Here is a 12,951-nt window from a genome sequence, read left to right on the forward strand (position 1 = left end):
CGAACGGTCGTGGGTCGTGCTGCTTATTTTTCCACTCGGATATCGAAATAATCCATGACCAATTCACAAAACATCATGTTCGCCCAAGAGAACCATTCTCTCGTGTATTGCGAAGGATCATCGACATCGAACCCTTCATGCATCAAATTTGTACCCGCATCTGTCGCCACTAACTGATCCAAAATTCGTTTCTTTTCTTCTTTGTCAGTGGTGGTCATGCCTTCCATTGCCATGGCGATCGGCCACACATAATTTTCTGGCGTATGAGAGCTGCCAATGCCTTTAGCGTATTTGCCTTCATAGAAATACGGATTTTCACTGCTCAACAACGTTTTACGGGTCTGAAGATAAAGGGGATCTTCCATACTGCCATACCCCAAGTAAGGGGCGGCGATCAAATTCGGCACGTTGCTGTCATCCATCAGTGTGCCATTGCCGAATCCATCCACTTCATACGCGTAGACTTCTTCGCCAGCTTGATTTTTGGTCAACCCGTATGCTTTAATCCCTGCTTCGATCTCTGCTTGCAATTTTTTCGCTTGTGCCACGATCGCTGTGTCTTCTAAAACCGTCGTAAAGATTTCTTGGATATAGCCTAAGACCACCACCGCAAACATATTGGAGGGAATCAAATAGCCGTATTTGCAGGCATCATCACTTGGTCGAAAACCTGACCAAGTCAAGCCAACGGGTTTCACCGGCGCGCCTTTGCCGTCATGAGTCAAGGTATCTTCTTTTCGCCAGGTATCCCGTTCAAAGCGATACGGGGATTCCTCATGGTTTTGTTCTGTTACAAACACCTCCAAGGCTTTTTTGATGCCTGTTACAAAATCATCATTGAACTGATCTGTTCTGCCTGTGTTTTTATATAGCAGATAGGCCAGTTGGATCGGATAACACAAAGAATCGATCTCATATTTGCGTTCCCAGATCCAATCGTTCATTTCTGTATCGTCTGTTTGGTGGCCAGCGCCATTGGCTGATTCGTTAAAGGCATTTGCGTAAGGATCGATCGTAATATAGTAGAATTGCTTCTTGACCAACCCGCTGATCATACTTGCTAAGTCTTCATCTTCTTTGGCGATCACCAAATACGGACGAACTTGTGCAGTGGAATCTCGCAGCCACATGGCTGGAATATCCCCCGTCAGTAAAAAGGTCGTGCCATCCTCATGACGCTTGACCGTCGTTAATAGTGTATTGGCAAAAGCTGCATTAAAATTTTTCGCCCAATCGGCATGCGTTTCTCCGCATAGATCCGTAATCGTTTCCATAAATGTTGCTACTGAAGTTGGTATTTCTTTATAAACCATTCCATCACCTTCCCTGATTTGATATATCAATTTACGAACCTAGTATATCATGAATCATGTGAATGTCTAGCGCTTTTTCAAAATAATTAAAGGGTTTTCATTTTTATCGGTTTATGGTATGCTAACAAATATGATATATCAAAAGGGGTTTTCTTATGAAACAACCATTATATAAAAAAATTTACTCGGAGCTTCACGAAGCCATCGTTGAAGGGCGATTAGCTCCGGGCAGTCGTGTCCCTACTGAAAAAGAACTATCTGAACAATACCAAGTCAGTCGGATCACCTCTAAAAGAGCCTTGACGGAACTGGAACAAAATCAGCTGATCTATCGCGTGCAAGGCAGCGGCAGCTTTGTCCGAGAATTGAAGGAAAAAAAAGCGACTGGACGAATTTTGTTTGTCTTGCCCTTTGCCAATGATCTCTCTTTAGGAAACTTTACCGAAGGCATTTACCCCGTGATGCAAGAACACGGCTTTGAACTTTTGATGACACCAGTGGATTATTTGGAAAAAACGACGGCAGCTGAGCTGATGCAAGAATTCGACGGCCTGATCTATTACGCCAGCAATACGTTTTCTTACTATGACTTGCTGTTCGAATGTGCTGAAAAACACTTTCCTATCGTGACCTTAGATAAAAAGCTGCATGAGTTTGATTTTCCAGCGGTCATGCCAGATAACTTTCAAGGTGGACAACTAGCTACGGAGCATTTACTTGCGTTGGGGCATCAACGGATCGCTTATATTTTTGGTGATACCCACCATCCACAATCCGTCCGTCAGCGTTATCTAGGTTACATCGATGCGCTGAAAAAAAACCAAAGAACCTTTCGCACCAAGCTAGACGACGCTACTGCCAGTATCGCAAATGCGCTTGCCTACCTGGAAGAACATCAGGTCACGGCAGCCGTCTGTGAAAATGACTTGATCGCCATCGAATTGATGCGTGCACTGCGTCAAGCAGATTTGCACGTCCCTGCCAACATTTCCCTGGTTGGTTTCGATAATATCCAAGCCGCTGCCCTCGTTGATCCAGCACTAACGACCATCGGGCAGAATTTTGCGGAGATGGGGCGCTTGGCAGGAAACCAAGTGATTGAGAAAATCAACGCTGCGAAGGCAGCACCCCCAGTACCAACGGAGACGACCACCCATTTAGTGGCTGTTTCTTTGATCAAAAGAGAATCAACCCAATTAAAGGAGTGAACCAAGTGAACGTATCAATGATCGACACACGACACGGAACAGACAACCAATATAGTTTTTCCCATGGCAACTGCCTGCCTTATACAGGGGTTCCTTTTGGCATGAACTACTTTGCCCCGCAAACCAGCAATCAACGAGGCAGTTGGTGGTTTCATCCAGAAGATCGAACCTTTCAGGGCTTTCGCATCACCCATCAGCCTAGCCCTTGGATGGGTGATTTCAGCCATCTGACGATGCTGCCGATAAACGGCACGCTTTCTGAAAATACCCTTTTCCATGCGCAAAGCTCGTATCGTCCGGAAGAAAGCACCTTTAATCCAGCCTTTCTTAAAATCAAGACGCAGCGGTATTTAACAACAACGACTTTGATTCCCAGTATGTATGGCGGTGTGCTGTCTATTGAAAACTGCGGGGATCAGCCGGGTCTTGGCTTGTCACTGCCGGGTGACTATGTCTTAGAACAGTTGGATGAACAGACAGTGGCTGGTCAACTGATCGTATTTTCAGGATGCGAAGACGAAAGCTTCACCTTCCATTTCGTCTATCGTTTTGAAACACCCATCACGGCGATCGAAGGTGCCTTGACAGGCAAAGAAGCCTTCGTCGTTCTCCGCTTTGATGATTGCCAAACACAGACGATCCGTTTTGCAACCTCGTTTCTCAGTCGCGAACAAGCTTGTTTGAACTTGCAGCGGGAACAGCAATGGGCTCCTGCCGATTATCTGGCTTCTGTCCAACAGCAATGGAATCATTTTTTGCAAAAAATCGAGATCGAGCATCACGATCAAGCACAAGTTTCTACTTTTTATCATAATTTTTATCGCTTATTCTTGTTTCCTCAAACCTTCTTCGAAATCGATCAAGAGGGTCGCAAAGTGCACTGGGATACCTTGGCAAAAGCGATCAAACCAGGACCACTTTACACAAACAACGGCTTTTGGGATACGTATAAAACTGTCTACCCGCTCTTTTCACTCTTGGCTGTCGAACAATTGGAAGACATGCTGGAAGGCTTTTTGAACAGTTATCGCGAAAGCGGCTTTTTACCAAAATGGCTATCACCTGATGAGCGGGGGTTGATGCCCGGGACGCTGATCGATGCCGTGATCGCTGATGCCGCAGTAAAAGGTATCCGTCCCGATTTGATGCCCGAATTTTTAGCAGCGATGAAAAAAGGTGCCACCGTCCAAAGTGAAAATCCCAATTATGGTCGGCGCGGCACGACGGACTATTTGACTTACGGGTATGTGCCATTGACGCATCATGAATCGGTCAATCACACCCTTGATTATTGTTACAGTGATTTTTGTATCTCACAAGTCGCGCAACAGCTGGGTGACGAGCAAGCAGACTATTATCAGCAGCAATCGCAAAATTACCGCAACATTTTCGATCAGGAGACCGGCTTTATGCGGGCAAAAGACCCAGATGGCGCTTTTCGTCCAGAGTTTAGTGACACACGCTGGGGCTTGGATTATGCAGAAGGCAGTGCGTGGCAAAGTAGTTTTGCTGTTTACCATGATTTCGCTGGCTTGATCACTGCACACGGCGGCAAAGCGGCCTTTGAAGCAAAACTGATTGACTTGTGCAATCAAGAACCTCGCTATACGACAGAAGGCTACGGGTTCGAGATCCATGAAATGAGTGAGATGGCCGCACTCGATTTTGGTCAGCTGGCGATCTCCAATCAGCCAAGCTTCCACTATCCGTATCTATTCAGCTATTTGGGCAAACCAGAAATGGCACAGCCCTTGATCAAGCAGCTACTGACACAGTGCTTCAATGACTCACCAAAAGGCTTTCCTGGCGATGAAGACAACGGCAGCATGGCTGGTTGGTACATCTTCAATGCCTTGGGCTTTTATCCAGTCACACCGGGGACAGGCGAATATGTCATTGGCATGCCCTTATTTGATCAAGCAACACTGCATCTTGCTTCAGGCAAAGACTTAGTGATCAAGAGCACGCCCAATGCGCCGCAACAGCTCTTCGTGGATAAAATTACATTGAACGAAGAACCCTTCGAGCGATTATTTTTCACCCACCAAGAATTGACTGCCGGTGGTACATTGAACTTCCAGCTAGCTATCGTCCCTCGCAGCAAAGAGTGGTCAGCCGATGCCTATCCTTATAGCGTCAGTCAACCACATGCATAACGAAAAAACCGCTCCTTAGCAACAGGCAGCAGTCTACTTTCAGTCAATTGAAAGTGCACGCTGTCCCTGCCAGGGAGCGATTTTTTTATTGTTTCATTTGTAGCGGTAACAGACGTTCGATAGTTTTCAGCACGCCATTTTCATCGTTTGATTTGGTCACAAACGCTGCCGCTGCCTTGACTTCCTCAAAGGCATTGCTCATGGCGAAACTAAACGTGCCAGCTGCCATCAACTCCAAATCGTTCAAGCCATCGCCGAAAACCATTGTCTCCTCGGGTGTGACGTGCAGCAATTCTTGCAAGTGTGCCACAGTCGTTCCTTTGTGGACGCCTTGATTGGTGATATCGATCCAAGCGGCTTCCGAAGCCACGATGTACGCTTCATTGGTAAATTCGCTTAACTGTTGGACATGCTCAAAACAACGTAGTTTGGGATCAAAAATAGTAAGCTTCACAAAATCTTCTGTGATAGTTTGATAATCCGCCACCGTTTTGACCACCCGATAAGAGCCACGCACTTTCTGCGCATCCGCTTCATTGGTTGTGTCAGCAATGTACGCCGCAGTCGGTGTACAAGCGATGATCACATGATCTTGCGCAATCGCAGCGAGCTTCGCAATGATCCGCCGCCCTAATTCGTTTGGCAGCAGCGATTCAAAGATGTACTCTCCTTGATGTTTGATGCGGGTCGCGCTATCCCCAAGAATCCAAACATCCGCTGCTGCTTCACCAAACAGTTCTTCCACTCGTTCACACTGTTTGCCGGTACACGCAGCAAAAGCAACACCCGCTTCTTTCATTTGTTGGCTGACTTGTTCATAATAAGGCCGATCAAAACTGCCTTGGCTGTTCAAAAATGTACCGTCTAAATCTGTGATGACTAATTTGATCATACGTTTCTCTTCCCCTCTACCTCGTGTCCTCTTCATTCCAAATCACTTAATTAACGTTATTAATTAAGTATACTTATTTTCAAGTTTTCCGTCAAGTCAGTCTTTTAAAAACTTTACATCGTTTCATCCCGTCGGTATACTTAATTAAATCACTTCATTAAGGAGAACATTTATGGCTTCTACCACCCATACCATTCGCCAGCAAAACAAACAGCTGGTTTTAAAAACTTTGTTTCAAAACGGGGCATTATTCGCCTCCGATTTAGTGAAGAAAACCGGCATCAGCATGGTCACCACTAACTCATTATTAAAAGAATTGTTAACAGAGGGGGAAATCACGAAAGGTCCGCTGGAGCAAAAAGAGCTAGGACGACCAGCAGTGACCTATCAGCTAAATCAAGACCGAGGTCATTCTCTTTTGCTTAGCTTTATCGATCACGATGGCTCCTTGGCTCTTTGGTCCATGCTGATCGACCGCAAGGGGAAGGTTTTGGCAAAACACGACCAGCCCTTTCCTGATGTTGCCCCTCATCGCTTTCAAGAATGTGTAACGAACGAGCTGGCATTATTTCCTTCTGTGGAACAGATCGCCCTCTTTTTACCAGGAAAAATCAGTGGAGGAACCGTGACTTCCAGCTGGTATGAAAAATTTAACGGCTGGCAGCTGGCAGCCCTCGTGGCAGAGGTCACTGCACTGCCCTTCTACTGTCAAAACGATGCCCATATTTTAACGATCGGCTATTGCATCGCCCAACAGATCTCCTTGCAGCAAACCATCGTTGGCATGTACAATCCTGAAAAAAGCATGCCCGGTATCACGCTCCTAGTCAATGGTGCGCTTTTAGAAGGAAAAGATGCCCTAGCGGGAGAGGCAAAATTTTTACCCGGCTACTTGGATCAAGGTGCACCGCAAGACCGCACGGCTTTGGTCCAGCGCCTGACAAGCATACTGCCATTTTACAATGCAGCTTTTGCCCCCCACTGTATCATTTTAGCCAGCAGTGATGCAGTAAAAACCGATCTCCTAGACGCGATCCAAAAAAATCCATTGCTGCAGCAACAACCCAATCAGCCCGCTTTCCATTATATCGATGCTATCGAGGAAGCCATGGTGCTAGGCATGCACTGGCTGATTTTCCGCAAGACACCTTTTGACTTAGCCCGTTGATGACACAAAGACCATAGAATAATTGAGGTGGTGTGATATGAAAATAGCGATCATTGGTGCTGGTCCTCGTGGACTTTCACTTTCAGAACGGCTGATTGCTCATAGCAAACAAAACAAACAAGCCATCGACTTGCTGCTGTTTGATCCTTTTCTTCCTGGGGCAGTTTGGCGCACGGACCAATCGGCAGATTTGCTATTGAATTCTGTGACCAGCCAAGTCACCCTTTTCACGGATGACACATTAAGCACCGGCGGCCCCGTGGTCAAAGGACCTACCTTGTACGAATGGGCAGTGACAGAAGGGAAACATTTCGCAGCCATCCATGCCCCTGAGCTCGTTGCGGAATGCACAGCACTTGATTCACTTGATCCTAACGGGCATTGCTCGCGGGCGTTATATGGACTCTATCAACAGTGGTTTTATCAGCAGTTGTTAATAGAGCTACCTGAATCCATTACCGTCAACCATCTGTCAGATAGTGTCAGCTCTTTGACCCCTCTTTCCAAAAATCGCTACCAGTTGACGACGGCTCACCAAACATTCCTTGTTGATGCCGTCGTCTTAGCTACAGGACATTCACAAGCCCAACTGTCATCAGGGGAACAACAATTGGCGGCTGCCGCAGAAAATAATGGCTGGTTTTATGCACCGCCAGCCAATGCGGCAGATACGGATCTAACGGCTGTGAAAGCTGGCGAACCTGTGATTTTACGGGGACTAGGACTTGCCTTTTACGATTACGTCACCCGCTTGACCAGTGGTCGGGGCGGAACCTTCATCAAAGTCAATGAATCCCTCGTCTATCAACCTTCTGGTGAAGAACCGCAAATCATCGCCGGTTCTCGTCGGGGTGTCCCGTATCATCCTCGTGGCCGCAATCAAAAAACACCAACGCAGCAGCGAAAGCCCGTTTTTTTGACCCCTGAACGCCTAGCTGCTTGGCAAGCAGCCAAAACGGTTGCTGGCAAGACACTGCTCTTCTATTTAAAGAAAGAGGCAGAACTCGTCTATTATCAGACGCTGCTTTTAGAAAAACAGCGGCTTGACAAAGATCAGCTTGACGCTTTTACCACCGCCTTTGTTGCCACGGAAGGATCTGAAGACTTGCTAAAAAAATGGCAGCTTCCTAAGAGGGAATGGTGGTCATGGCACCAACTAGCCGATCCCTTTGCTCAGAAAGAGCAGCAGTCCTTGCAAGACTTTTTCATTGCGCTATTACGTACCCAAATCCAAGATGCCGAAAAAGGCAATCTAGCGGGACCTATCAGCAGTGCCTTGGAAGTCTTCAAAGATCTGCGTGACCCGATTCGGTTTGTTCTCGATCATCAGCTAATGCCAGCAAAAGACCTGAAAACACTCTTTTGGCAGTCTTTCGTTCCCTTTAACAGCTTTTTATCGATCGGTCCGCCGGTTCAACGACTGCAGGAACTGGTCGCCTTGTTGGAAGCCGGAGTGGTGACCTTACTAGGTCCTGACATGACTGTTGAGATCGAGGAGGCTTATTGTACGTATTCAAAGCGATTTCCCGACACACGCTATCACGCGACGCAACTAATTGAGGCTCGCATTCCATCGACAGCGATTCGTCGAACCAACAATTCCTTGTTGCGGCAACTGCTAAACGATCGGATCATTCACCCGCACCGGTTGACGATACCCAATGAGGTGCCTTTTGAGACGGGTGCTATCGCCATCGATCCTGAGACCAATCAGGTCCTTGGACCAGATGAACGCCCCTACACTGCCCTCTATTGTTTCGGGATTCCCACAGAAGGCATCCACTGGCTGACGGCTGCCACTGCTCAGCCAGGAACCGATGCTTGGAATTTACGGCAGGCGGACCAGATCGCCGCTGACCTCTTACACCACATCTTCTAGTCGCTTCTTTTCTATCAAACGCAAACTTCCGACGAACCGCTTCGGAAGTTTTTTGCTTTTCTTCCGCAAACCCGCAGGCAGGATTTTCCTTTTTTTGAATATTCTTGAAATTTTCTTTAATTGTTACACGAAAATTGCGACAGTCCTAGAAAACCGTTACAATAGAAGAAAAGAACGCAAGGAGGTTGTTTCATGACCGCTGAATTACAAAAAATTGATGCCTTGATCGCAGAAGTGGAAAAAGTGATTTTAGGCAAACGAGATGTGATCCAATTTACCGTGGCTGCGCTGCTTGCTGGTGGACACGTTTTATTCGAAGATATCCCCGGTGTTGGGAAAACGATGTTGGTCAAATCATTAGCCAAAGCCATTCAAAGTGACTACAAACGGGTACAGTTTACCCCAGACCTTTTGCCTAACGATGTGTTAGGTGTGTCGATTTTTAATTCCCAAAGCCACCAGTTCGAGTTTCGTCCCGGCCCGATCTTCACCTCCGTCCTCTTGGCAGATGAGATCAACCGAACCACACCAAGGACGCAAGCCTCGCTCTTAGAAGCCATGTCAGAAAATCATGTCACCATCGACAATCAAACGTACCCATTGAGTCCCCACTTTTTTGTGTTAGCTACCCAAAACCCAATCGAATATGAAGGAACGTATCCTTTGCCTGAAGCCCAATTGGATCGTTTTTTGTTCCGCCTGCATATCGGTTACCCAGATTTTCAAGATGAGCTCGCCCTCTTGACTGGAAAACGACAGCAAAGCTTGGATCAGATCCAAACCATTTTACATGCTGATGAAGTGACCGCTTTGAAAGCGATGGTGGACGACGTGTATGTCGATGAGCGGGTCGCCCGTTACGCATTGCAGCTGGTTCAAGCGAGCCGCCAGCATAATGCCATTGACCTTGGTATCAGTCCTCGTGGTGGGATCGCCTTCTTAAAAGGGGCAAAAGCGTTAGCGTTGACGGAAGGACGGACCTTTGTCACGCCGCAAGACTTACAGCGAATTTTACCAGCAGTCTTCGGTCATCGTTTATTACTGAAAGGCGGCGTTCATGCTAGCGCGGAGACCCTTTCAGATTTGATGAAACAGATGATCCAACGGGTGCCTGTCCCTACGAGGAAATAGCGATGAAGAAAAAAAAGCTTGAACGCGTGCTGCGCCTCCTGTTGTTTAGCGCTGCCTATTTTTTGCTGCTGGCTTACTGTGTGATCTTTAATAATAATGCCGGTTGGAGCCTCTGGTTTTTACTGACTCTGTTATTGTTGCTTGACGCAGTATTCTTGCTGCCCTCCCTCAAGAAGGTCCAAATCGTTTTAGAAGAATCGATCCAAGCTGAAACACAGACAGCGATCACCTTACCGCTGCAAGTCTTCAAGTATCGCCCGACGCTGCTGCCGCTGGTCGATTTCACCTTGCAGTTTGACGATCGTTTCAAGAATAGTCATCACAGCGCCTTTTATCGAGGCAATCTGATTCGGCTCCATCTGCCTTGGACCCCAAAGGAGCGCGGCAGCTATGAAGAATTGCCCGTTCAATTGTACAGCCATGATCTCTTTGGCTTTTTTGAAAAAAGCTACGCTGCAGGTGCGAAACAATCGATTTTGATCCTACCGAAATTGAAGCTAGAAGCCGTTGCCCTATTGCCATTTTTTAAACAGCAAGTCCGCAGCCAAACCCACGGGGAACCCAATTTTTCTATTCGACAGTTCCGTCAATACCAGTTAGGGGATTCATTAAAAAATATCGATTGGAAATTATCCAGCAAACAACAGGAATTGATCTATCGCGAACGAGAATACGAAGAAGAACAAGACATCTTTCTGCTCTTTTGGGGAGAAGATCATCCTGCTTTTGAAGAGACCTTGACACTGTTTTATTCGATCCACCATTTCTCACAAAATCAACGACTTTTTCAGCCGCTCTTGATTGGTGACGGATTGACTTCCCCTTACCAAACGGATGCCGCTGCCTATGCCCAGATCCTTCCCTTCGAGAAAGTTCCTGAAGGAGTACCGCTCTTGACTGGCAGCCATCTTATCTTCATTACCCCGGTTTTCACCCCACAACTGGAAAACTACCTCAGTCAGTTGGAAGCAAAAAACAGCTGCCAAGTGTTTACCTACGCTGATTTAATGAGGCAGTTGAATGAACTTGAGGAGGTGGTAGGATGAGATTTATTAAGAAAGCACTGATTGGTCTTTTGACCTTTCTCAGTCTATCACTGGTGATCTTGCCGTTTATCGCAGTTTATGACCTTGGCAATCAGTTCACCCTTTTAACTTATGCCTTTAGTGTCTGTTTGATTTTGACCATCGTGCCGAAAGTCCGTTACAGTTTGCCTTTGCTGGCAGCCGCTTGGCTGATCGTCTTGTATCGGATCTTTCCTTATGGGACTGCCTTTTCTTTTGATTGGCTACTGCGTTTTTGGCTAGACCTGCACCGTGCCTTTCAAGAGATCCTCAGTGGTGAAGTCGGCTATATCACCGAACTGGCGGCGGTGACATTGATCGTTAGTTGGGTCTTGTTTTTAGCGATCTTGCCGATTGCTTATCAGCGCTTTTTCTTGATTTACGCCACCATGATCGGCTACTTGCTGACAGTCGTGATTTTTAATCAATTTGACTTGACGTGGCATTTGATTGGTATTTTTCTTTGCGCACTGGCTTCTTCACTGATCCAGCGCAGCACCTTTCGATCCAGTCAAACGATCGCCCCTTGGTTTGGTGTGATGCTATTGATTGGTGGCTTAGCCGTCACTGCTGTCTACTTGCCGCAAACGAGCGTGCGGGATCAGTTGGCAGCCCGTTCCACGCCTATACGGACAAATCTGAATCAGCTGGGTTTTTATCAATTTATTGAAGAACATGGCACCCCCACTGGTTCTCGCACGGGTTTCAGTGAAAATGATCGTCAATTAGGCGGACCACTACTTGATGATGCGACGATTTTATTTGAAGCGCAACAAGAAACCCCGCATTACTGGCGGGTGGAAAGCAAAGACTTTTATTCTGGTAAAGGCTGGATCAGTACGAGCCGCGAAGACGTTCGCTTGGAAGCAGACGATGTCACCATCGCTGACCAGAGCTATCAACAAACCTATCCTGAGAATGAACAAGTGCGGATCCAATTCCAAAACCATGGAGACTATGTGCCATTGCCCTATGGCCGCAGTAGGTTATCCCTTGAAAGCGGCGCACGTGGCTTTCAAATCAGCGACGCTATTCAACGGGTCGATTTGATTGATTCGCTACCAGACACGGCCTTGACCCTCGATTGGGACCATCCAGATTTTTCCGCAGAAAATCTTCAAAATCTGCCTTTGATCTATCCGGATTCTCCGATCGATTATATCCAATTACCCGATTCTTTGCCGCAGCGGGTACGAGATCTCGCCGCTGAGATCACCACTGACAGCAACAGTCTGTTTGACCGAGTCACCGCAATTGAAAGCTATTTGAAAGATCCGCTAGTATTTCGCTATTCCAAGACCGATGCCGTCGTGCCTGCAGAAGAGCAAGATTACGTTGATCAATTTTTATTTGAATCACAAGTCGGCTACTGCGACAATTTTTCCACGGCAATGGTCGTTCTACTACGGAGTTTAGAGATCCCTGCTCGCTGGGCTAAAGGCTTTTCTCCTGGATCCCCCGTGACAGAAAACGGCATCACTACTTATACTGTCCGTAACTTGAATGCCCACTCATGGGTGGAAGTCTACTTTGACGGATACGGCTGGGTGCCTTTTGAACCGACACCTAGTTTCCAAAATCCAGATCGTCCCGTGTTGACGCAAGAATCTACTAGCTCCGAAGAAACGCCGACCGCTAGCAGCGAGACAACACCAACGAGCAGCACGGAAACAGAAAGTAGTGAAACCACGACCAGCAGTTCTGCAACAGCCGCGGTTACCGATGATGTTTGGTTGACTGAGGAGCTGAAACAAACGCTGCGTAATGGCTTCTTTGGAGGCTTAGCTCTCCTAGGACTTGGCCTGCTTTTCTATTTCCGCCATTCGTTTTTCCGTATTCATTTATGGTTGATCTGCCGCTTTAACAAACAGCCACTAGTTGCTGCCTATCCTTTGTTTTTAAGGCAAACGACGAAAGTTTTGTACCGTAACGAGGCGGAGCCGTTGATTGATTATGCCCAACGACTCGAAGCCTTCTATCCACTGTTTCATGGTGATTTTATCCGCTTGACGCAGCAATACGAAGCCTACCTTTACAGCCAAGAACAGCCGGCTGGTCAAGAAGCCTTCTTGAAGCAAGTCGCTGCCCAAATCAGTCAGCTGAAAAAAATCAACTAAGCAGTGAGGAGAAACGACAAAAA

Annotated in this window: 9 protein-coding genes; 7 read left to right on the forward strand and 2 right to left on the reverse strand. The window is 47.0% G+C overall.

Annotation, left to right across the window (positions count from 1 at the left end):
* Positions 1 to 23: 23 nt before the first annotated feature.
* Positions 24 to 1,313 (reverse strand): glycoside hydrolase family 125 protein, encoded by a 1,290-nt coding sequence (locus IGI86_RS11310; protein WP_016613582.1) that lies wholly within the window; start codon positions 1,311 to 1,313, stop codon positions 24 to 26.
* A 155-nt stretch (positions 1,314 to 1,468) separates the two neighbouring features.
* Here IGI86_RS11310 and IGI86_RS11315 point away from each other — a divergent pair, with 155 nt between their 5' ends.
* The gene (locus tag IGI86_RS11315; RefSeq protein WP_016613583.1) at positions 1,469 to 2,521 is read left to right on the forward strand and encodes a GntR family transcriptional regulator; all 1,053 of its coding nucleotides are present in this window, start codon (positions 1,469 to 1,471) and stop codon (positions 2,519 to 2,521) included.
* 5 nt (positions 2,522 to 2,526) lie between these two features.
* The gene (locus tag IGI86_RS11320; RefSeq protein ID WP_221692827.1) at positions 2,527 to 4,677 is read left to right on the forward strand and encodes a GH92 family glycosyl hydrolase; all 2,151 of its coding nucleotides are present in this window, start codon (positions 2,527 to 2,529) and stop codon (positions 4,675 to 4,677) included.
* A gap of 85 nt (positions 4,678 to 4,762) precedes the next feature.
* Here the strand turns inward: IGI86_RS11320 and IGI86_RS11325 are convergent, their stop codons facing one another.
* Positions 4,763 to 5,569, reverse strand: a complete 807-nt coding sequence (locus tag IGI86_RS11325; RefSeq protein ID WP_042890481.1) for a Cof-type HAD-IIB family hydrolase — start codon at positions 5,567 to 5,569, stop codon at positions 4,763 to 4,765.
* A 172-nt stretch (positions 5,570 to 5,741) separates the two neighbouring features.
* On the opposite strand from IGI86_RS11325, the gene IGI86_RS11330 reads away from it, so the two are divergent.
* From IGI86_RS11330 to IGI86_RS11350, 5 genes are all read left to right on the forward strand, one after another.
* Positions 5,742 to 6,737 (forward strand): ROK family protein, encoded by a 996-nt coding sequence (locus tag IGI86_RS11330; protein ID WP_016621584.1) that lies wholly within the window; start codon positions 5,742 to 5,744, stop codon positions 6,735 to 6,737.
* Positions 6,738 to 6,774: 37 nt separating this feature from the next.
* Positions 6,775 to 8,616 (forward strand): FAD/NAD(P)-binding protein, encoded by a 1,842-nt coding sequence (locus tag IGI86_RS11335; RefSeq protein WP_430617299.1) that lies wholly within the window; start codon positions 6,775 to 6,777, stop codon positions 8,614 to 8,616.
* A 192-nt stretch (positions 8,617 to 8,808) separates the two neighbouring features.
* Positions 8,809 to 9,747 carry an AAA family ATPase gene (locus tag IGI86_RS11340; protein ID WP_005234736.1) on the forward strand — a complete coding sequence of 313 codons (939 nt, stop codon included), beginning with the start codon at positions 8,809 to 8,811 and terminating at the stop codon, positions 9,745 to 9,747.
* Between the two features lie 2 nt (positions 9,748 to 9,749).
* Positions 9,750 to 10,793: a DUF58 domain-containing protein gene (locus tag IGI86_RS11345; RefSeq protein ID WP_005234735.1), complete on the forward strand. Its 1,044-nt coding sequence runs from the start codon at positions 9,750 to 9,752 to the stop codon at positions 10,791 to 10,793.
* Positions 10,790 to 12,928, forward strand: a complete 2,139-nt coding sequence (locus tag IGI86_RS11350) for a transglutaminase domain-containing protein (RefSeq protein WP_430617300.1) — start codon at positions 10,790 to 10,792, stop codon at positions 12,926 to 12,928. The genes IGI86_RS11345 and IGI86_RS11350 overlap by 4 nt, the downstream gene beginning before the upstream one ends.
* Positions 12,929 to 12,951 lie beyond the last annotated feature (23 nt).

The organism is Enterococcus sp. AZ188 (genome assembly GCF_050544075.1).
GTDB lineage: Bacteria > Bacillota > Bacilli > Lactobacillales > Enterococcaceae > Enterococcus_D > Enterococcus_D entomosocium.

Excerpts from the sequence above, each read along its gene's own strand:
- IGI86_RS11310 (WP_016613582.1), bottom strand. The coding sequence starts at position 1,313 with ATGGTTTATAAAGAAATACCAACTTCAGTAGCAACATTTATGGAAACG.
- IGI86_RS11315 (WP_016613583.1), top strand. The coding sequence starts at position 1,469 with ATGAAACAACCATTATATAAAAAAATTTACTCGGAGCTTCACGAAGCC.
- IGI86_RS11335 (WP_430617299.1), top strand. The coding sequence starts at position 6,775 with ATGAAAATAGCGATCATTGGTGCTGGTCCTCGTGGACTTTCACTTTCA.
- IGI86_RS11345 (WP_005234735.1), top strand. The coding sequence starts at position 9,750 with ATGAAGAAAAAAAAGCTTGAACGCGTGCTGCGCCTCCTGTTGTTTAGC.
- IGI86_RS11325 (WP_042890481.1), bottom strand. The coding sequence starts at position 5,569 with ATGATCAAATTAGTCATCACAGATTTAGACGGTACATTTTTGAACAGC.
- IGI86_RS11350 (WP_430617300.1), top strand. The coding sequence starts at position 10,790 with ATGAGATTTATTAAGAAAGCACTGATTGGTCTTTTGACCTTTCTCAGT.
- IGI86_RS11340 (WP_005234736.1), top strand. The coding sequence starts at position 8,809 with ATGACCGCTGAATTACAAAAAATTGATGCCTTGATCGCAGAAGTGGAA.
- IGI86_RS11330 (WP_016621584.1), top strand. The coding sequence starts at position 5,742 with ATGGCTTCTACCACCCATACCATTCGCCAGCAAAACAAACAGCTGGTT.